The organism is Pseudonocardia zijingensis, assembly GCF_042657305.1.
Taxonomy (GTDB): domain Bacteria; phylum Actinomycetota; class Actinomycetes; order Mycobacteriales; family Pseudonocardiaceae; genus Pseudonocardia; species Pseudonocardia zijingensis.
Genome location: NZ_JBHSKO010000013.1, coordinates 74,260 through 94,128 on the forward strand (window position 1 = coordinate 74,260; position 19,869 = coordinate 94,128).

Annotated in this window: 18 protein-coding genes; 6 read left to right on the forward strand and 12 right to left on the reverse strand. The window is 73.5% G+C overall.

Annotated features, from left to right (window positions below):
• Window position 1: 1 nt before the first annotated feature.
• Both ACFPL3_RS23855 and ACFPL3_RS23860 read right to left on the reverse strand, forming a co-directional pair.
• Window positions 2–367: a VOC family protein gene (locus ACFPL3_RS23855; RefSeq protein ID WP_343945920.1), complete on the reverse strand. Its 366-nt coding sequence runs from the start codon at window positions 365–367 to the stop codon at window positions 2–4.
• Entirely contained in the window at window positions 367–1,227 is an 861-nt protein-coding gene (locus ACFPL3_RS23860; protein ID WP_343945921.1) for an alpha/beta fold hydrolase, read from the reverse strand. The genes ACFPL3_RS23855 and ACFPL3_RS23860 overlap by 1 nt, the downstream gene beginning before the upstream one ends.
• 116 nt (window positions 1,228–1,343) lie before the next feature.
• Here ACFPL3_RS23860 and ACFPL3_RS23865 point away from each other — a divergent pair, with 116 nt between their 5' ends.
• Window positions 1,344–6,980: an ATP-binding protein gene (locus ACFPL3_RS23865; RefSeq protein WP_379589656.1), complete on the forward strand. Its 5,637-nt coding sequence runs from the start codon at window positions 1,344–1,346 to the stop codon at window positions 6,978–6,980.
• 31 nt (window positions 6,981–7,011) lie between these two features.
• On the opposite strand, the gene ACFPL3_RS23870 is transcribed toward ACFPL3_RS23865, so the two are convergent.
• The 7 genes from ACFPL3_RS23870 to ACFPL3_RS23900 form a co-directional block, all read right to left on the reverse strand.
• Window positions 7,012–8,148 (reverse strand): glycoside hydrolase family 3 N-terminal domain-containing protein, encoded by a 1,137-nt coding sequence (locus ACFPL3_RS23870; RefSeq protein WP_343945923.1) that lies wholly within the window; start codon window positions 8,146–8,148, stop codon window positions 7,012–7,014.
• Between the two features lie 44 nt (window positions 8,149–8,192).
• Window positions 8,193–9,194 (reverse strand): glutathione S-transferase family protein, encoded by a 1,002-nt coding sequence (locus tag ACFPL3_RS23875; RefSeq protein WP_343945924.1) that lies wholly within the window; start codon window positions 9,192–9,194, stop codon window positions 8,193–8,195.
• 37 nt (window positions 9,195–9,231) lie between these two features.
• Window positions 9,232–9,399 carry a hypothetical protein gene (locus ACFPL3_RS23880; protein WP_343945926.1) on the reverse strand — a complete coding sequence of 56 codons (168 nt, stop codon included), beginning with the start codon at window positions 9,397–9,399 and terminating at the stop codon, window positions 9,232–9,234.
• On the reverse strand, window positions 9,381–9,848 hold the full coding sequence (locus tag ACFPL3_RS23885; RefSeq protein WP_343945927.1) for a GtrA family protein: 468 nt from the start codon (window positions 9,846–9,848) through the stop codon (window positions 9,381–9,383). The genes ACFPL3_RS23880 and ACFPL3_RS23885 overlap by 19 nt, the downstream gene beginning before the upstream one ends.
• A gap of 197 nt (window positions 9,849–10,045) precedes the next feature.
• Window positions 10,046–10,594: a protocatechuate 3,4-dioxygenase subunit alpha gene (gene pcaG / locus ACFPL3_RS23890; protein ID WP_343945928.1), complete on the reverse strand. Its 549-nt coding sequence runs from the start codon at window positions 10,592–10,594 to the stop codon at window positions 10,046–10,048.
• Window positions 10,587–11,315 (reverse strand): protocatechuate 3,4-dioxygenase subunit beta, encoded by a 729-nt coding sequence (gene pcaH / locus ACFPL3_RS23895; RefSeq protein WP_343945929.1) that lies wholly within the window; start codon window positions 11,313–11,315, stop codon window positions 10,587–10,589. The genes pcaG and pcaH overlap by 8 nt, the downstream gene beginning before the upstream one ends.
• Window positions 11,316–12,485 carry a 4-hydroxybenzoate 3-monooxygenase gene (locus ACFPL3_RS23900; RefSeq protein WP_343945930.1) on the reverse strand — a complete coding sequence of 390 codons (1,170 nt, stop codon included), beginning with the start codon at window positions 12,483–12,485 and terminating at the stop codon, window positions 11,316–11,318.
• Between the two features lie 77 nt (window positions 12,486–12,562).
• Here ACFPL3_RS23900 and ACFPL3_RS23905 point away from each other — a divergent pair, with 77 nt between their 5' ends.
• On the forward strand, window positions 12,563–13,315 hold the full coding sequence (locus tag ACFPL3_RS23905; protein WP_343945931.1) for an IclR family transcriptional regulator: 753 nt from the start codon (window positions 12,563–12,565) through the stop codon (window positions 13,313–13,315).
• A 12-nt stretch (window positions 13,316–13,327) separates the two neighbouring features.
• Here ACFPL3_RS23905 and ACFPL3_RS23910 read toward each other — a convergent pair whose 3' ends face one another.
• Complete coding sequence (locus ACFPL3_RS23910) at window positions 13,328–13,618, reverse strand: hypothetical protein (protein ID WP_343945932.1); 291 nt, start codon at window positions 13,616–13,618, stop codon at window positions 13,328–13,330.
• Between the two features lie 128 nt (window positions 13,619–13,746).
• Between ACFPL3_RS23910 and ACFPL3_RS23915 the strand changes: the two genes are divergently transcribed.
• From ACFPL3_RS23915 to ACFPL3_RS23930, 4 genes are read left to right on the forward strand one after another with little or no spacing between them, the layout of a single operon-like run.
• Window positions 13,747–13,935 carry a MerR family DNA-binding transcriptional regulator gene (locus ACFPL3_RS23915; protein ID WP_343945933.1) on the forward strand — a complete coding sequence of 63 codons (189 nt, stop codon included), beginning with the start codon at window positions 13,747–13,749 and terminating at the stop codon, window positions 13,933–13,935.
• A 53-nt stretch (window positions 13,936–13,988) separates the two neighbouring features.
• On the forward strand, window positions 13,989–14,987 hold the full coding sequence (locus tag ACFPL3_RS23920; protein WP_343945934.1) for an acetamidase/formamidase family protein: 999 nt from the start codon (window positions 13,989–13,991) through the stop codon (window positions 14,985–14,987).
• A 10-nt stretch (window positions 14,988–14,997) separates the two neighbouring features.
• Window positions 14,998–15,759 carry an SDR family NAD(P)-dependent oxidoreductase gene (locus ACFPL3_RS23925; RefSeq protein ID WP_343945935.1) on the forward strand — a complete coding sequence of 254 codons (762 nt, stop codon included), beginning with the start codon at window positions 14,998–15,000 and terminating at the stop codon, window positions 15,757–15,759.
• Between the two features lie 4 nt (window positions 15,760–15,763).
• Window positions 15,764–16,897 carry an epoxide hydrolase family protein gene (locus ACFPL3_RS23930; RefSeq protein WP_343945936.1) on the forward strand — a complete coding sequence of 378 codons (1,134 nt, stop codon included), beginning with the start codon at window positions 15,764–15,766 and terminating at the stop codon, window positions 16,895–16,897.
• A 57-nt stretch (window positions 16,898–16,954) separates the two neighbouring features.
• On the opposite strand, the gene ACFPL3_RS23935 is transcribed toward ACFPL3_RS23930, so the two are convergent.
• Both ACFPL3_RS23935 and ACFPL3_RS23940 read right to left on the reverse strand, forming a co-directional pair.
• Window positions 16,955–18,238: a competence/damage-inducible protein A gene (locus ACFPL3_RS23935; RefSeq protein WP_343945937.1), complete on the reverse strand. Its 1,284-nt coding sequence runs from the start codon at window positions 18,236–18,238 to the stop codon at window positions 16,955–16,957.
• On the reverse strand, window positions 18,238–19,200 hold the full coding sequence (locus ACFPL3_RS23940; protein WP_343945951.1) for a patatin-like phospholipase family protein: 963 nt from the start codon (window positions 19,198–19,200) through the stop codon (window positions 18,238–18,240). Before ACFPL3_RS23940 ends, ACFPL3_RS23935 begins: the two co-directional genes overlap by 1 nt.
• Window positions 19,201–19,869 lie beyond the last annotated feature (669 nt).

Sequence of the window (19,869 nt, forward strand, 5' to 3'; positions counted from 1 at the left end):
CTCAGCGCTGGTCGCGGCGGATCGGGTGGTCCTCCGGCACCTGGACGAGGACGATCCGCGTGCCGTCCGGGTCGGCGATCCACATCTCGTGCAGCCCCCACGGCTCCTGCCGCGGCTCGCGCACGACGTGGTCGGCGAGCTCGCGGTGGGCAGCCTCGAGGTCGCGGACCTGCATCCACAGGGCCACGGCGGGCCCGGGCGGTGCCTCAGCGCTGCCGGAGAGCTCCAGGTAGCCGCTGCCCATGAAGAACACGGTGCCGCCGGGGAACTCACGGGCGATCGCGAGCCCGAGCACGTCGCGGTAGAACGCGAGGCTGCGCTGCATGTCGACGGGCCGCAGCAGCACCCGTCCGGAGAGGATCTCCATCAGCCGGGGTACTCCGTGAGGTGTTCGAGCACGAGTTCGGCCAGCTGGTCGGGGGCCTCGTCGGGGATCCAGTGGCTCACGCCGCGCAGCTCGGCGTACCGGAACGGCCCCGCGACGTGCTGGTGCACGAGCTCGATGGACTGGCGGGTGAGCGCGCGGTCGCCGTCGCTCCAGACGAACAGGGTGGGCACCCGCACCGGCGGGTCGGGCTCCCCGGGCGGTCCCGCGAACATCCCCCGGTACCAGTTGAGCGCCGCGGTGAGCGCCCCCGGGTCGGCGAGCCCGGCCGCGTCGCGCTCGGCGGCGTCCTTGGACTGGCCGGTGCGGCGCAGGGCCGCGACGAACCGGCGCGAGAACGGCGCGCCGTTCGCGGCGAGCAGCCGCTCGGGCAGCCAGGGCAGCTGGATGGCGTAGACGTACCAGGACGCCAGGCCCTGCCGGGTGGTAAGGAGCGAGCGCAGGTACGCCGCGGGCGGGGGCACCGAGACGGCGGTCAACGTGCGGAGGCGGTGGCCGTGGCGGGCGGCGAGCCGCCACGCGACGGCCGCGCCCCAGTCGTGCCCGACGAGGTGCACGCGGCCAGCCGGGCCGGCGAGGCCGTCGATCACGGCGAGCGCGTCGGCGACCATCTCGTCGAGGCGGTAGGCGTCGCGGCCGGTGGGGCGGGCGCGCGGGGAGTAGCCGCGCTGGTCGGGGGCGAGCGTGCGATAGCCCTTCTCGGCGAGCCGGGCCGCGACCGTGTGCCAGGAGTCACCGCGCTGCGGAAACCCGTGCAGGAGCAGGACCGGGTCACCGTCGGGCGGGCCCGCCTCGTGCACGTCGAAGATCAAGCCGTTCCGGTGTGCGGAGGCGTTGGCCACGGTCACATTCTGCCGTGTGGTCCCCCGCCTGTCGGTTGTGCGACTCGGGTGACGTCGAGTTGGGTGGGCGCGGCGTACGGTGCATCGGGCCACCAGCGACAGGAGTGAAGAAGATCGTGACGCAGTTCCAACGGGTCGCCATCGTCAACCGCGGCGAGCCGGCGATGCGCCTCATCCACGCGGTGCGCGAGTGGAACGCCGAGCTGGACGAGGGAGACGGCGCCGCCCCGCTGCGCACGATCGCCTTGTACACGGCCGTCGACCGGCACGCGATGTTCGTCCGCGAGGCCGACGAGGCGGTGCTGATCGGCCCGGACGACCCAGAGCAGGCGTTCGCCGCGAGCCCGTACCTCGACTACGCCGAACTGGAGAAGGGGCTGCGCGCCGCCCGCGCCGACGCCGTGTGGCCGGGGTGGGGTTTCGTGTCGGAGAAGGCCGACTTCGCCCGGCTGTGCCGCGACCTCGGGATCATCTTCATCGGCCCGTCGCCCGAGGTGATGGAGCGGCTCGGCGACAAGATCGCGTCGAAGGTGCTGGCCGAGGAGGTCGGCGTGCCCATGGCCGCGTGGAGCGGCGGGCCGGTGGCCGACCTCGACGCGGCCCGCGAGCACGCAGAGCGGATCGGGTACCCGCTCATGGTCAAGGCCACCGCGGGCGGCGGCGGGCGCGGCATCCGGCGCGTCGACGCCCCCGAGCAGCTGGCGGAGGCTTTCGAGCGGGCCAGGTCGGAGGCGTCCAAGACCGCGGGCGACGCCACCGTGTTCCTGGAGCGCGCGATCCCCGGCGGACGCCACGTCGAGGTGCAGGTGGTGGCCGACGCCTCCGGTGACGTGTGGACGCTCGGCGTGCGCGACTGCTCGGTGCAGCGGCGCAACCAGAAGGTGATCGAGGAGTCGGCGTCCACCGCACTGGACGCCGAGCAGGAGCAGCTGCTGCGCTCGTCGGCGGCGGAGCTGGTGCGCGCCGCGGGCTACGTCAACGCGGGCACGGTGGAATTCCTGTACGAGCCGCGCGAGCGGCTCCTGTCGTTCCTCGAGGTCAACACGCGGCTGCAGGTGGAGCACCCGGTCACCGAGGCCACCACGGGCGTCGACATCGTCAAGCTGCAGCTGCACGTGGCGGGCGGCGGCAAGCTCGCCGACGTCGCCCCGGAGGCCCCGCAGGCGCGCGGGCACGCGATCGAGGCCCGGCTCACCGCCGAGGACCCCGAGCAGGGCTTCGCCCCGGCGCCGGGGCGCATCGAGCACCTCGCGCTGCCCAGCGGGCCCGGTGTCCGGGTCGACACCGGGGTCGCGTCGGGGGACGTGATCCCGCCCCAGTTCGACTCCATGATCGCCAAGGTGATCGCGTGGGGCCGCGACCGCGACGAGGCGCGCGCCCGGCTCTCCCGCGCGCTCAAGCAGACCGCGGCCGTGATCGACGGCGGCACCACCAACAAGGCGTTCCTGCTCGACCTGCTCGATCGTCCCGAGGTGCGCTCCGGTGACGTCGAGACCACCTGGCTCGACCGGATGATGGCCGACGGCTACGAACCGCCGCGGCGCCTGGACGTCGCCCTGCTCGCCACCGCGGTGGAGGCGCAGGACGCGCACGTGGCGCGCCAGCGCGAGCGGCTGTTCGCCTCGGCGGAGCGCGGACGTCCCGAGGTCGGCCACGAGACCTGGTACCAGGTGGACGTTCGGGCGGCGGGTGAGTCGTACCGGCTGCGGGTGGCCCAGTCGCGCGGCTCCCGCTACCACGTGGAGCTGGACGGCAAGGCGGTCGACGTCGACGCGGAGCGCACCGGCCGGTTCGAACGCAAGCTCACGGTGGCCGGGCGGTCATTCTCGGTGCTCTCGGTGCCGCAGGGATCGGACTTCCTCGTGGAGGTCGACGGCGCGGTGCACCGGATCTCCGGCGGCGAGGCCGGGATCGTGCGCGCCCCGGCACCCGCGGTGATCGTCGCGATCCCGGTGGCGCCGGGCGACGCCGTCGAGGCGGGCGACGTCGTGGCCGTCGTGGAGAGCATGAAGCTGGAGACGGCGCTGCGCGCTCCCGTGTCGGGGCGCGTGCGCGAGGTGCTCGTCTCCGCGAACACCCAGGTGGACGGCGGCACCAAGCTGGTGCGCCTCGAACCCGACGGCGACCCGGCCGCCGCCGCGACCGGCGAACGCGCCGACTTCAGCGAGCTGGCCGGCCCGCCGGTCGCCGGGTCCGACGCGGCCGCGCGGGCCGCCGACGCGCTCCGCTCGCTGCGCTTCCTGGTGCTCGGGTACGACATCGACGAACGCGACGCCCAGCCGCTGCTCGCGGCGCTGACGGCGGCCCGCGGGGAGCTCGCGCCCGACGACCCCGGCGTGCTGGCGGGCGAGATCGCGGTGCTGCGGATCTTCGCCGACCTGTGCGCGCTCTCGCGCAACCGCCGCGGCCCCGAGGACGAGACCCAGCAGGTCGACCCGGCGGGCGAGGAGGCGCGCAACCCGCAGGAGTACCTGTACGCGTTCCTGCGCTCGCGCGACGCCGACGCCGAGGGGCTGCCGGAGTCGTTCCGCGAACGGTTGCGCCGGGCGCTCGGGCACTACGGGGTGCCGGACCTGGCGCCGTCCGACACCGTCTCGACCGACGCGCTGCACAGCGCGCTCTACCGGATGTTCCTGGCGCACCGGCGGGCCACGGCGCACGTGCCGGTGGTGCTGGCGCTGCTGGAGTGGCGGCTCTCCCACCCCGAGTCGCTCCCGGAGGGCGACCGCGTGGAGTACCAGCGGGTGATCGACCGGCTCGTCACGGCCACCCAGCTGCGGCACCCCGTGGTGGGCAGTCTCGCCCGCCGCGTGCGCTACACGCTGTTCGACGCCCCGGTGATCGCGGCCGAGCGCACGGCCGGCCAGGCCGAGGTGCGGGCCGAGCTCGACCGGCTCTCCACCGACCCGGCGGAGCGGGCGCGTCAGATCGACAAGATCGTGTCGGCCGGCGAGCCCATCCTCGGCGTGTTCGGCGCCCGCCACCACGCGGCGATGCTCGAGGTGATGACGCGGCGCTACTACCGCATCCGCACCCTGCACGACCTGCAGGTCACCGACCGCGGCGGCCGCCCGCTGCTCACCACCACCTACGAGCACGAGGGGCGGGAGCTCGTCGTCCTCGCCACCACGGTGCACACCGCGGCGGACGCGCCGTCGTGGGGCGAACCGATGGCCGTGCAGGGCGACCTGCGCCGCCTCATCGCGCAGCGCACCGACGAGCGCACGGTGCTGCTCGACCTCTACGTCATCGCGGGTGAGGCCCCCGATTCCGACCCCGAGCGCTCCGCGGAGAAGATCCGCGCGATGCTCGGGCGGCTGCCGGAGCGGCTCGCGCGCGTGGCCGTGGCGGTGCGCCGCCCGCACGGCGACGAGCGCTCCGCCTGGTTCACGTTCACGCCGGGTCCGGACCGCAGGCCGGTGGAGGACCGCACGCTGCGCGGGCTGCACCCCATGGTGGCCGAGCGGCTGGGGCTGTGGCGCCTCGCCGACTTCGAGCTGACGCGGCTGCCCTCGCCGATCGACGTCCACCTGTTCCGCGCGGTCGGGCGCAACGTTCCCGACGACAAGCGGCTCATCGCGATGTCGGACGTCCGCGAGCTCACCGTGCTGCGGAACGGAGAGAGCGGGGAAGGGCGCATCCGCGCGCTGCCCCAGCTGGAGCAGGTGCTCGACTCCTGCCTCGAGGCCATCCGCTCCGCCCGGGCCGCCCACCGCGACGACGCGCGGCTCGACTGGAACCGGGTGCTGCTCTACGTCTGGCCGGTGGTCGACGTGCCGCTCGAGGAACTCGACTCCGTGGTGCGGGTGCTCGCGCCCCGCTCGGTCGGGCTCGGCCTGGAGCAGGTCGTCGTCCAGTTCCGGCACGCGGGCGACGGCAGCGCCGATACGCGCTCCGCTGACGCTGCGCGCGGCGGAGAGCCGACGGAGCTCCTGCTGCGGATGTCGCGCCCGCCGGGCGCCGGCCTCACCGTGCAGATCACCGAGCCGCCCACGGAACCCTTGCGCGAGCTCGATGCCTACGCGCAGAAGGTGATGCGGGCGCGCAGGCGCGGCGCCGTCTACCCGTACGAACTGGTGCCGATGCTGGTGCGCAACCCCGATCGCGGCGGGCCCACCGGCACGTTCACCGAGTACGACCTCGGCCCGGACGGGGCGCCCGTCCCCGTCGAGCGCCCGGCGGGGCAGAACACGGCCAACATCGTGCTCGGCACCGTCACCACGCCCACGCGGCGCTACCCGGAGGGCATGACGCGGGTGGTGCTGCTCGGCGACCCGACGAAGGCCCTCGGCGCGCTCGCCGAACCCGAGTGCGCGCGCGTGCTCGCCGCGATCGAGCTGGCCCGGCGCCTCGACGCGCCGATCGAGTGGTTCGCGGTGTCGGCGGGCGCGAAGATCGCCATGGACTCCGGTGTGGAGAACATGGACTGGATCGCCCGGGCCCTGCGCGGCATCGTCGAGTTCACGCAGGCCGGCGGCGAGATCAACGTCGTGGTCACCGGCATCAACGTGGGCGCGCAGCCGTACTGGAACGCCGAGGCCACGATGCTCATGCACACCAAGGGCATCCTGGTGATGACGCCGGACAGCGCGATGGTGCTCACCGGCAAGCAGGCCCTCGACTACTCCGGCGGCGTCTCCGCCGAGGACAACTTCGGCATCGGCGGCTACGACCGGATCATGGGACCGAACGGGCAGGCCCAGTACTGGGCGCCGGACCTGTCCGGGGCGGTGGACGTGCTGCTCGCCCACTACGAGCACACCTACCGCGCGCCCGGCGAGCGGTTCCCGCGGCCGGCGCCCACCACCGACCCGGTGGACCGCGACATCTCCGACTCCCCGCACTCCGGTCCCGGATGCGACTTCACGCGCGTCGGGGAGATCTTCTCCGCCAACCCGGAGCGCAAGAAGCCGTTCGACATCCGCTCGCTGCTGCGGGCGGTGGCCGACGCCGACCACCCCACGCTCGAACGCTGGGTCGACATGATCGACGCCGACGGCGTGGTCGTGCTCGACGCGCACCTGGGCGGGCAGCCGATCTGCCTCATCGGCGTCGAGTCCCGCCCGCTGCCCCGGCGCGGGATCGTGCCGATGGACGGGCCCACCACGTTCACCGCGGGCACCCTGTTCCCGAAGTCGTCCAAGAAGATGGCCCGGGGGATCAACGCGGCCAGCGGCAACCGCCCGCTGGTGATCCTCGCCAACCTCTCCGGCTTCGACGGCTCCCCCGAGTCGCTGCGCCAGCTGCAGCTGGAGTACGGCGCGGAGATCGGCCGGGCCGTCGTGAACTTCGACGGGCCGATCGTGTTCTGCGTGGTCTCCCGCTACCACGGCGGCGCGTACGTGGTGTTCAGCGGCACCCTCAACGACAACATGGAGGTCGCCGCCGTCGAGGGCTCCTACGCGTCGGTGATCGGTGGCGCGCCCGCCGCGGCCGTCGTGTTCGCCGGGGAGGTCAACAAGCGCACCGCCGCCGACCCGCGCATCGCCGACCTGGAGGCCCGCATCGCCGAGGCCCGCCAGAACGGCGCCGACGAGGAGGCCGCCCGGCTCACCAACGAGCTCGCCGTCCTGCGCCCGGGCGTGCGGGCGGAGGTGCTGGGCACGGTCGCCGACGAGTTCGACGCCGCCCACAGCGTGGAACGCGCGCAGCGGGTGGAGTCGGTGGATGTGATCGTCCCGGCGCCGGGCCTGCGCCCGTACCTGGCAGACGCGGTCCAGCGTGGAATGGAAAAGGCGGGCGCGAAGCGCTGAGGGAGGCCCGACGGGCGCGGGGCCGGCCGGCTCAAGAGCACACGCGCTTCGCGCGCAGCACCCTCTCGACGGCGGCGTCGTTCGCGGCCGGATCGAGGCCTGCCCGCTCCAGGTGGTCCAGCACCGGGGTGATGCGGCCGCCGCTGGACCACAGCGCCATGTCGGCGCCGGCCTCCAGCGCCGTCTCGACGGCCTCGGGCAGCGTGAACTCGTCGGTGACTGCGTCCATGGCGCCGAGGTCGTCGGTGAGCACGAGGCCGTCGAACCCGATCTCCTCGCGCAGCAGCGCGTACACCTCGGGGGTGAGCGAGCTGGGCAGGTCCTTCGTCAGGCCGGGGACGTCCAGGTGGCCGACGAGCACGCCGGTGCGCCCGTCGGCGAGCGGGCCTCCGGGGCCGAGCAGGGTGGCGTAGGGCCGCAGGTCGTCGGCGCGCATGTCGTCGAGCGCGGGGGTGGTGACGCGCCCCTTGTGCGAGTCGCCGTCGGCGCGGCCGTGCCCCGGGAAGTGCTTGAGCACGGTGTAGACGCCGGCCGCGCGCTGGCCTTCGGCGAAGGCCCCCGCGTAGTCGGTGACCGTCTCCGGATCGTCGCCGAAGGACCGGTCGCCGATGGCGGCCGAGCGCCCGGTGACGTCGACGGTCGGGGCGAGGTTCACCGTGATCCCCCGCGCGAGCTGCTCGCGGCCCCGCTCCTCGCCCAGCGCCCGCACCTGCTCCGGGGTGCGGCTGCGCGCCATGGCGCGCGCGCTGGGCATGTCGCCGTCGAGGTCGTCGATGCGCTGGACGCGCCCGCCCTCGTCGTCGACGGCCACGGCGAGCGGGATCCGAGACATCGCCTGCACGCCGCGCAGCGCCTGGTCGGTGAGCAGCGCGGTGGCGTTGCCGCCGATGAAGATCCCGCCGACCTGGGTGGTGCGCACGTTCTCGGCGGTCGAGCGGGGATCGGTGCCCTCGACGCCGACCATGAGGCGCTGGGCCAGCCGGTCGCGCGGCGACATCGCCGCCACCACGTCCGTGCAGCGCGGGAGCCGATCGGGACCCAGGTGCTCCCCGGTGAGCGGGGGCGGAGCTGGTGGTGGGGGCGCCGGGGTGGCCGCCGCGGGGCCTGCGCCGAGGACCACGCCGACCAACGCCGCGAGCAGCGCCGCGCAGAACTTGCGAACCGTCATCCCGGCCCATCCTCCTCCGCCCGGGAGCGCCGGCCCGTCCGGGCTCAGACGAGCGGCGGAACCCGTTCCCCCTCCGGCGGCGGACCGGGCGGGGTGCCGTCGCCGAACGGCCGCCCGCCGAGCTCCTCGCGCCCGTGCGGCGTGAGCCAGCCCCGCGGGTCGGGGCCGAGCGGGACGATCCCGGTCGGGTTCACGGTCCGGTGCACCCCGTAGTAGTGCTGCTTGATCTGCTCGAAGTCGATCGTGTCGCCGAAACCGGGGGTCTGGAACAGGTCCCGCGCGTACGCCCACAGCACCGGCATCTCGGTGAGCTTCTGCCGGTTGCACTTGAAGTGGCCGTGGTAGACGGCGTCGAAGCGGACGAGCGTGACCCACAGCCGGATGTCGGCCTCGGTGATGGTGTCGCCCACCAGGTAGCGCCGCGTGGCCAGGCGGTCCGAGAGCGCGTCGAGCCGGTCGAACAGCGCCCGGTAGGCCTTCTCGTAGGCGTCCTGCCCGGTGGCGAACCCGCACTTGTAGACGCCGTTGTTGACGTCGTGGTAGACGGCGTCGTTGATCTCGTCGATCTCCTCCCGGTGCGCCTCCGGGTACAGGTCGGGCGCACCGTCGCGGTGGTGGGCGCGCCACTGCGTGGACAGGTCGAGCGTGAGCGCCTGGAAGTTGTTGGTCACCGCCTTGCCGCTCGCGATCTCGACCACGGTGGGCACGGTGACGCCGTCGTCGTAGCCGGGGTGCGCGGCCTCGTACGCCTCGCGCAGGTACTCGATGCCGAGCACCGGGTCGCGGTTGTCGGGGTCGTTGTGGAACCGCCAGCTCCGCTCGTCGTGCAGCGGGCCCGCGATCCCCATCGACAGCACCGGCTCCAGGCCGAGCAGGCGCCGGACGATCACCGACCGGTTGGCCCACGGGCAGGCCCGCGCGACCACGAGCCGGTACCGCCCGGGCTCGACGGGCCACGCCGACGACCCGTCCGACGTGATCCGCTCGGTGAGCGCGACGGGCTCCCGTTCGAACGCCCCGGTGCTGCTGGACTGGGTAGCGGTCATGCGCCCGAATGTATGCGGCGCTCGCCCGTTCCGCCGGTCAGTCGTCGTCCCCGCCGTCGTCGTCGCCGTCCTGCTGGGTGACGCCGGGCGCGCCCTCGCCGTCGTCGTCGCCCTCGCCACCGCCGCACGAGCCGGCCGAGGTGAGCACGAGCGCCGCGGCCGCGAGGACGGTGGCGATGGTGCGGGTCAGGCTCGTTCGTCCCATGTGTCCACCTTGCCAGGCTCGGGACCGAAGACCCAGTAGCGCATCACGAGGAACCGGGCGGCGCCGCCGAGCACGCTGGCCGCGACGAGCACCGCGGTCTGCTCCAGCGGGGTGGGCGCGTCGACCACCAGGCCGAGGAGCAGCAGGACCGCCGAGCTGTAGAACGCGTAGAACAGCACGGTGCCGCCGACCTGAACGCGGGAACGCCAGCGGTGTGCCCCCGATGCCCCGAACGTGAACCGGCGGTTGGCCTCCGTGCTCACCGCTGTGCTCACGAGCAGGGCGACGATGTTGGCGGGCACCGCCTCCACGCCGGCCGTGCGCAGGGACAGGAACGCCGCGGCGCTAACCGCCGTGCCGAGACCGCCCACCATCACGTAGCGCACGACCTGCACGAACAGGGGGTGGCGCAACCGGAAGCGAGCCGCCGCGACCAGCGGGCTCACCATCTGCACCACACCCCTCCCGGCCGCTCCGCGTGGATCACCTTTATCCCATCGGCGGCTTGGGACGCGCTGTCCCACACCTGTGGGAACGCCGTGCGCGGAGCGTCATTCCGGGGTGTGCCTCCCCCGAAGGGCAGGAAAGCCACATTCAGGGCCGGAGCGGCCCTGAATGTGGCTTTCCTGAACTCCCGGGGGACGCGTCAGACCTGCAGGAACACCGTCTCCCCCTCGCCCTGCAGCCGGATGTCGAACCTCAGCACACCCTCCCCCGCCTCCTCGGCCACCAGCGTGGCCGCCCGCTCCGGCGGGAGGGAGGACAGCAGCGGGTCGGCGGCGTTGGCCTCGGTCTCGTCCGGGAAGTAGATGCGCGTGGTCAGGTGCTGCAGCAGGCCGCGGGCGAGCACCGTGACGTCGATGTGCGGGGCCTGGCCGTCGCCGATCGCGCCGGGCTTGACCGTGACGATCCGGAACCGCCCCTCGTCGTCGGTCGAGCAGCGGCCGAAGCCGGCGAACCCGGAACCCGAGGCGCCGCGCGGGTCGTCGGGGTGGTCGAAGCGGCCGTCCGGGTCGGCCTGCCAGGTCTCGACCACGCCGTCGGGGACGGGGGCGCCGGCGCCGTCGAGGAGCACGCCCTCGATGCGGATCGCCCCCGGGCTGCCCTCCGGCACCACGAGGTGGCCGTCGGCCCAGGTCAGCCCGAGCGAGAGGAACGGGCCGACGGTCTGCGACGGGGTCACCAGGTCACTCATGGGGCTCCTCGAACGGGGTCTGCTCGCGGCCGCGCAGCACGATGTCCCAGCGGTAGGCGAGCGCCCAGTCGGGCTGGGTGGCCTCGAGGTCGAACGTCGAGATCATGCGTTCGCGGGCCTTCGGGTCCGGCACGGAGTTGAAGATGGGGTCCTGGCCGAACAGCGGGTCGTCCGGGAAGTACATCTGGGTGACGAGCCGCTGCGTGAACGCCCGCCCGAACAGCGAGAAGTGGATGTGCGCGGGCCGCCAGGCGTTGCGGTGGTTGCCCCACGGGTAGGCGCCGGGCTTGATGGTGGTGAAGGAGTACTCGCCCTTGTTGTCGGTGAGCACCCGCCCGCCGCCGGTGAAGTTCGGGTCGAGCGCGCCGGCCCAGTTGTCGTTCTTGTGCGGGTAGCGGCCGGAGGCGTTGGCCTGCCACACCTCGACGAGGGTGTCGGGCACGGGCCGGCCGTCGCTGTCGAGCACGCGCCCGAACACGATGATCCGCTGGCCGATCGGCTCACCCGCGTGCTGCGTGGTGAGGTCGTGGTCGCTCGGGCCGATCAGGTCGTTGTGCCCGGCCGTCAGCAGCGGGCCGGTGACCTCGGTGAGCCGGTGCCGCAGCACGATCGGCGCCTGCGACGGCGCCCGCAGCGACGTGCTCTTGTAGCCCGGGTAGTCGAGCGGCGGGTGGGTGCCCGGCGGGGGCGGGCGGTAGCCGGCGGGGTGCGCGAGCGTCATTCAGCATCCTCCTCCATGAGGTAGGCCGGTGTAGTTCTCGGCCAGGCTGGTGGCGGCGGCGCGGGAGGCCACCGTGTAGCGCAGCTGTGACAGCTGCAGCCGTCGCGTGAACGGGTCGCCGTCGGGCGAGTTGTGGAGCATCGACGTCATCCACCACGAGAAGTGCTCCGCCCGCCAGACGCGCCGCAGGCAGGTGTCGGAGTAGGCGTCGAGGCCGGTCTCGCCGCCGCCTGCGAACCAGGCGGTGAGGGCCTCGGCGAGTACGCGCACGTCGGCGATGGCGAGGTTCATGCCCTTCGCCCCCGTCGGGGGCACGATGTGCGCCGCGTCGCCGGCCAGGAAGAGCCGCCCGTGGCGCATCGGCTCGGCCACGAAGCTGCGCATCCCGGTGACGCCCTTCTCCAGCACCGGGCCCTCGTTGAGGGTGAACCCGTCGGCGGCCAGGCGCGTGCCCAGCTCGTCCCAGATCCGGCTGTCGGGCCAGTCGGCGACGTCGGTGTCCGGGGGCACCTGCAGGTACAGCCGGGTGATCTCCGGGCTGCGCATCGAGTAGAGCGCGAACCCGTTGTCGTGGCTCGCGTACGCGAGCTCGTGCCGGGTGGGCGCGGCCTTGGCGAGGATCCCCAGCCACGCGTAGGGGTACTCGCGGTCGAACACCTCCGGCCGGTAGGCGGCGCGGCTGATGCCGTGGAAGCCGTCGCAGCCCGCCACGACGTCGCAGCGCAGCTCGTGACGCGCGCCGTCCGGGCCGGTGTAAGAGATCACCGGCGCGTCCGCGAGCCCGGAGAGCGCGACGTCGGAGACCTCGAACCGCAGGTCGCCACCCGCGGCCAGGCGGGCCGCGATGAGGTCCTTGACCACCTCCTGCTGCCCGTAGACGGTGATGCCGCGGCCCACGAGGTCGATGAAGTCGATGCGGTGGTCCACGCCCTCGAAGCGCAGCGACACACCCTCGTGCGGCATGCCCTCGCGGTCGAGCCGGTCGGCGAGCCCGACCTCGCGCAGCAGCTCCACGGTGGGGTGCTCGAGCACGCCCGCCCGCACGCGGTGCTGCACGTACTCGCGGCTGCGCACCTCGAGCACCACAGAGTCGATCCCGGCGCGGGCGAGCAGGTGCGACAACAGCAGGCCCGCCGGTCCCGCGCCCAGGATCCCGACCTGCGTACGCATGCGGGAAGCCTGACGCACCCGGAGCGCGACCTCGACGCGCCTTCCGGCCAGTGGAAGACGCACGGCAGACTTGGCGGGTGGCCGAGACGGTGACGGGACGCGTGCTGCGGGTGCTCGCGGCGTTCAGCGCCGAGCGCCCGGAGCTGGGGCTCACGGAGCTGTCGCGCCGCGCGCACCTCCCGCTCAGCACCACGCACCGGCTCGTCGGCGAACTCTCCGAATGGGGAGCCCTCGAACGGGGCACGGACGGGCGCTACCGGGTCGGGCTGCGACTCTGGGAGGTGGGCGCGCTCGCCCCGCGCGGGCTGGGCCTGCGCGAGTCGGCGATGCCGTTCCTGGAGGACCTCTACGAGGTCACCCGCCAGAACGTCCAGCTCGCGGTGCTCGACGGCACCGACGTCGTGTTCGTCGAGCGGATCTCCGGCCGCGGCGCCGTCAACGTGATCACCCGCGTGGGCGGCAGGCTCCCGCTGCACGCCACCGGTGTGGGGCTCGTCCTGCTCGCGTACGCCCCGCCGGAACTGCAGGAACAGGTGCTCGCCTCGCCGCTGAAGCGCTACACGGAACGCACGATGTGCGACCCGGACGAGCTGCGCCGCGCGCTCGCCGAGGTCCGGCGCACCGGGGTGGCCGTGAGCGACCGGCAGATCGAGCTGATCTCCCTGTCGGTCGCGGCTCCCGTCCGCGGGGTGCAGGACGAGGTGGTGGCCGCGCTGTCGGTGGTGGTGCCCGCGGAGACCTCGGACGCCCGCGCGTACGTCCCGGTGGTCCGGGCGGCGGCGCGGGGCATCTCCCGCGTCCTCGGCGCCCCGGAGCCCCGCCGCCGGTGACGGGAGGGGCGCTCAGTCCGGCGGGCGCTGCCAGAGGCCGCGGGGCCGCACGCGGCGGGTGCCGCGGTGGGGCCGGTTGAGCGCCTCCGCCACGAACCACCAGGCCTCGTCGCGGGTGTCGGCCCAGCCGTGGGACGTCTTCCCGTGGTCCAGGACCACCGTCCAGCGGTACCGGCCGGTGCGCTCGTGGAACGTCACCGACCCCCGCTGCTGTGACTCGATCATCCGCCGCGCCGCCGCCTCGTCCGGGGCCTCGCCCATCGCGAACCCGCCTCCCGGGAGCGCCGTCATCCAGAACGCCATGCGGTCAACGATAGCGGTAACCACGTGCAAACGCGACAAGTGCGAGTCATTCTGAGTTAAGACGCGTGATCTGCAGTGATCACGACTTAATAGCGCCAGCTGCGACTACCTGCGCATATGGTCGAACCATGACGACACCGCGCCTGGTCACCACGGGTGAGCTCGCGCGTGCGCTGGGGCTCCATCCCAGGACCTTGCAGCGCTACCGGAGCCTGGGCGTCCTCGTTCCCGAGCTGGAGTCCCCCGGCGGCCACGCCCGATGGGACGTCGAGAAGGTCAAGCAACAGCTCCGGGAGCTGCGCCGCAAACCCGAGTGATCCTCCCCCGGACCGGGCTTGCGCCCACCCCGCCATGGGCCCACGATCGCCGCGTGGACGTCCTGGAGTTCCGCCCGAAGCCCGATCAGTACGCGTGGACGTTCGGCGGTGTCGCCCCGACCCACCGGATCACCCCCGGCACGGCGCTGAAGCTGTGGACCGAGGACGCGTTCTCCGGCCGGCTGCAGCGCACGAGCGACCGGCCGTCGCAGGTGCTGAACATAGCCGAGGTGAACCCGCAGACCGGTCCGTTCTACGTCGAGGGCGCCGAGCCGGGTGACACGCTCGCGCTGCACATCGTGGACCTCACCCCGGCGCGCGACTGGGCGGCGTCCACCACGATCCCGTTCTTCGGGGCGCTCACCGGCACCGACCGCACCGCGCTGCTCAACGACCCGCTGCCCGAGCAGACGTGGATCTACGAGCTGGACCGCGCCCGCGGCATCGTGCGCTACGAGGCGCAGCGCAGCTCGTTGTCGCTGGAGCTTCCGATCGCGCCGATGCTGGGCACGGTGGGCGTGGCCCCGCCGGGCCGGGAGGTGCGGTCGAGCCTCGTGCCCGACACGTTCGGCGGCAACATGGACACCCCCGAGATGCGGGCGGGCACCACCTGCTTCCTCGGCGTCAACGTCGAGGGCGCCCTGTTCTCCGTCGGCGACGGGCACTACCGGCAGGGCGAGGGCGAGAGCTGCGGCACGGCGGTCGAGGGCGCGATGGACGTCACGCTGATCGTCGAGCTGATCAAGGGGCACGCCCCCGCGTGGCCACGGCTGGAGCACGACGAGCACTACGCGGTGGTGGGTTCGGCCCGTCCGCTCGAGGACGCGTGGCGCGCGAGTCAGGTCGGCATGATCGCCTGGCTCGGCGAGCTGTACGGGCTCGACCCGCTCGACGCCTACCAGTTGCTCACCCAGATCAGCCGCTCGCCGCTGGCGAACGTGTGCGACACGAACTACAGCGCGGTGACCAAGGTCGAGAAGTCGCTCCTGCCCGCCGCCGACGCCTTCGACGGCATGCACCGCCACCTGCGCGAGCAGGCCGCAACCCTCTAGGAGGAACTCCGTGGATCTGCAACTCGCCGGCAAGACGGCCCTGGTCACCGGCGGCACGAAGGGCATCGGGCGCGCGATCGTCGAGGGGCTCGTGGCGGAGGGCGCCAAGGTCGCCTTCTGCGCCCGCACCGACGCGGACGTCAAGGCCGCGGAGGAGACCTTGCGCGAAGCCGGCCACGACGTCGCCGGCACGGCGGTCGACGTCGCCGACGGGTCGGCGGTCCGCGCATGGGTGGAGGCGTCGGCCGAGCGGTTCGGTGGCATCGACATCGTCGTCGCGAACGTCTCGGCCCTCGCGATCGGACCGGGCGAGGCGAACTGGCGGGCGAGCTTCGAGGTCGACCTCATGCACACCGTCCACATGGTCGAGGCGGCCCTGCCCCACCTCGAGCGCAGCGACGCCGCGTCGATCATCGCTGTGTCGAGCGTGTCCGGCCGAGAGATCGACTTCGCCGACGGGTCGTACGGCGTGATGAAGGCGGCGCTCGTGCACTACGTGTCGGGGCTGGCCTACGACCTGGCCCCGAAGGGCATCCGGGCCAACGCCGTCTCCCCCGGCAACGTCTACTTCGAGGGCGGGGTCTGGCACAACGTCGAGCAGAACAACCGCGAGCTCTTCGACCACGCGCTCGGCCTCAACCCCACCGACCGGATGGGCACGCCCGAGGAGACCGCCTACGCCGTGGTCATGCTCGCGAGCCCGCGCGCGTCCCGGATCAGCGGCACCAACCTCGTGGTCGACGGTGCCCTCACGCGAGGGGTGCAGCTCTAGCGCCATGCGCGAATTCCGCATCGAAGTCCCCGAGTCGGAGCTCGACGACCTGCGCGAGCGGCTCGCCCGCACCCGCTGGCCCGACCCGGCCACCGCGCCGGGGTGGGCGCAGGGCGTGCCGCTGGACTACGCCCGCGAGCTGTGCGACCACTGGGCCCGCCGCTACGACTGGCGCCGCTGCGAGGCGCAGGTCAACGCGCTGCCGAGCTTCCGCACGGGGCTGGACGGCGGTGGGGACGACACGGTCGAGGTGCACCTGCTGCACGTGCGCTCGCCGCACCGGAGCGCGCTCCCGCTGCTGCTCACCCACGGCTGGCCGGGGTCGATCGTGGAGTTCCTCGACATCGTCGAGGCGCTCACCGACCCGCCGGACCCCGCCGACGCGTTCCACCTCGTGATCCCGTCGCTGCCCGGGTACGGGTTCAGCGGGAAGCCGACCGTCCCGGGCTGGGGCGTGGAGCGGATCGCCACCGCGTGGGCCCAGCTCATGGACCGGCTCGGCTACGACCGCTACGGCGCGCACGGCGGCGACTGGGGCTCGATGATCTCCTCCGCGCTGGGCACCGGGGCGCCGGAGAACGTCGTGGGGATCCACCTGACGATGCCGCTCGCGGCGCCTCCGCCCGAGGCCGAGCGGCAGCCGCTGAGCGCGGCCGAGCAGGAGTCGCTGGCCACGCGCGAGACCTTCCTGAAGCGCGGCACAGGCTACTCCCGAGAGCAGGCCACCCGGCCGCAGACGCTCGGCTACGCGCTGGCGGACTCGCCGTCCGGGCAGTGCATGTGGGTCGTGGAGAAGTTCTGGGACTGGACCGACTGCGCGGGGCACCCGGAGAACGTGATCTCACGGGACCGGCTGCTCGACAACGTGATGTTCTACTGGCTGCCGGGCAGCGGCGCGTCCTCGGCGCGGCTGTACTGGGAGAGCTACGACCGCAGGCGCACGGACGAGGTGCCGGTGCCCACGGGGATCACGCTCTTCCCGCAGGAGCTGGTGCGGTTGCCGCGCCACTGGCTGGAGCGCCGGTTCACGGACCTGCGGTTCTGGAACGAGCCTGCGGTCGGCGGCCACTTCGCGGCGCTGGAGCAGCCGGACGTGCTGGTGGAGGACCTGCGCGCGTTCTTCCGCAAGCTCCGCTGACCCCCGTACCAACGGCACCTTCGTCCGATAGAGCGGTACGAGGGTGCCGTTGGTACGTCAGGAACTCCGCGCCGCGCGCAGGAGCAGGTGCATGCCCACGTCCGTGGAGCGCTCCCGGATGTCGGCGCGGCCGCCGGGCAGGCGCGGGTCGCGGGCGATCACCTGGCCGTCGGCCGTGGTGACGCAGAAGCAGACGTAACCCACGGGCTTGGCCTCGGTGCCACCGCCGGGGCCGGCCACCCCGGTGATCCCGATGCCGACGTCGGCGCCGAACCGCTCCCGCGCCCCGTCGGCCAGCGCCCGCGCCACCTCGGGCGACACGGCGCCGTGGGTGGCGATCATCTCGGCGGGCACGCCGAGCAGGTCGGTCTTCGCGGTGTTCGAGTAGGCCACCACGCCGCCCGCGACGTAGTCGGACGACCCGGCCAGGTCGACGAGCCGCGAGGCGAGCATGCCGCCGGTGCACGACTCGCCCGTGGCGACGGTCCACCTGCGCTCGCGCAGTGCGCGGGCGAGCAGCTCGTCGGTGCTGGTGCCGTCGTCGCTCACCAGGTGCCGGGCGTGCCGGCGGCCCAGTTCGGCGTGCAGCGCGTCGGCGACGTCGCCCGCACCGGGTTCCGGACGCATGTCGACCTCGAGCTCCGAACGGCGCAGGCAGGTGGTGATCTCGACGCCGGACAGGTCGCGCTCCGCCCCGATCTCACGCAGGGTGGCGGCGATCTCCGACTCCGGCAGGCCGAAGAAGCGCAGCGACCGGGCGTCGGCGGCGGGCACCCGGGCCAGCAGGTCCCGCACCGGCGGGGCGGCCAGCGCGGCGGGCCACATGCCCTGCAGCTCGCGGGGCGGACCGGGCAGCACCACGACCAGCGGGCCGCCGGGCCGGGGCACCACCAGCCCGGGGGCGGTGCCCACCGGGTCGAGGGCCACCGCGCCCCGGGGCACCATGGCCTGCTTGCGGTTGGCGGCCTCGAGGGCCGGGCCGCCGAAGCCGGTGCGGGCGGCGAACCCGGCGAGGATCCCCGACACCCGCTCGTACACGGCCTCGTCCAGTTCGAGCGGCACACCCGCGAAACCGGCCACCACCTCGGCGGTCAGGTCGTCGGCCGTGGGGCCGAGCCCGCCGCTCGTGACCACCAGCTCGCAGCCCTCCGCGACCGCCAGGTCCAGGGCGCGGACGAGGTCGTCGGGACGGTCGCCGACGAGCTGCACGTGCGCCACCTCGAAGCCGAGCGCGGTGAGCTCGCGCGCCAGCCACGGGCCGTTGCGGTCGGAGATCACCCCGGTCAGCAACTCGCTCCCGGTGACGACGACGGCGGCCCGCGGCCGCGAAGCGGTGCTCATCAGGCGGCTACCGCGTCGAGTGCCGCCACCGCGGACTCGTCGCCGATCCGCACGGCCGCACCCACGCGCAAGGCGTCGACGCACAGCGCGCCCATGCCCGCCGAGCGGGCGGGCCCGATCGCGGCGAGGTGGCCGGGCCCCCGGTCGGGGTGGGCGGCGTCGGTGACCAGGCGCAGGTCGGCGCCGTAGCGGCGGGAGCCCTGCGCGAGCGAGCCGAGCCCGGGAACGAGCCGGTCGAGCGCGCGGGCCCACAGCGACAGGCCTGCGTCGGCGTCGTGGTGCAGGTCGTCGGAGCCCCGGCACAGCAGCACGAGCACGTGGGTGGCGCCGCCGCGCAGGGCCCGTGCCATCGCCAGCGGCTCGGCGACCGACCCGTCCACCCAGCGCCGCCCGCCCCACGGGATCGGCGGTCCGGCCAGGAGCGGGATGGCGGCGCTCGCGCGCAGCGCCTGCTGCCAGTCGGCCACCGTCTCCATCCCCTCCAGGGTGTGGGCGGTCAGGTCGGCGGCGTCGGTGGCCACCACGCGCAGCGGAGCGGGCGTGTGCCCCAGCGCGTGCCAGGCGAGGGGCTTGCGCTCGCCGAGCACGTCGTTCACGAGGTGGTCGAGCGCGACGACGGGCCGCCGGGTGCCGAGCCTGCGCATGTTGATGAAGACGTCGGTGCAGAGGTCCTCGGGGTAGCTCGCCGCGCACGCGGCGGCGTCGCCGGTGAGGAACGCCGCACCGCTGAACCCGCCGGAGGACGCCCCGTAGACCTCGTCGAACGCCGGCACGAGGCCGGCGCGGTCGAGCGCGCGCAGCATCCCGGCCACGTACGCGCCCCGCATGCCTCCCCCGCCGATGACGAGGGCGACCCGGTGCTCGTCGGTGCGGGCACCGGGTGTGCTGCGCGCCGCATGCCGGCGGCACAGGACATCGATGACCTCCCGGTCACCGTGCAGGAAGGGGACGGGAGACTCCATCGGCACCTGACGAGGGTAACGGGACGGGCGCCGGGACCGACCCGATGCCACGGCCGGTGCCCGGGCGATGACGGCGGGCAGCACTCGCCGCGGCTAGTCTGTCGGCGGGCGCTGCGGCCGGCACGGGCGCCGGAACGGCAGGTCGGCACGTCCGGGCGGGGTGAGTCCGAACGGGTGGCGGGCCACCGGGGCCGGCCGGCAGCGGGGAGCACGGGGAGTGACCACCCTCCGTTCCGACTGCTCCATGTGAACGGCGTCCTCGGGCAGAGGTTGCGCCCAACTTCTCGTCGCGCGCCGAGCGGCAAGCCGAGCGCGCCCATTGTCAGGCGCTGGCGGCGAGCGGTTATCGAGAAACGTCGAGCGGTCAGCCAGGAAACGTTACTGCTATTCGGCGACGCATCACAAGATTCCTCCGAGCGAGTGATTAAAACAGTGATCGAGATCACAGGGCTTGGTTACAAAGAGCTGTGACTCTCTCAGGTAGCTCACCCCACTGGATGACGAACCCTCCAGGTACCCTGTCGACGACCTGGGAAAACCCCGACATCCAGGCGCCCGCATCCCGCCTTGCAGTTGCGGAGCGTGACGAAGGACCTGGACGACCGCAGATCGGCGGACTGCGAAACCATCGTCCGCCAGAGGCGACCGGAACGGTCGTCATTGAATTGG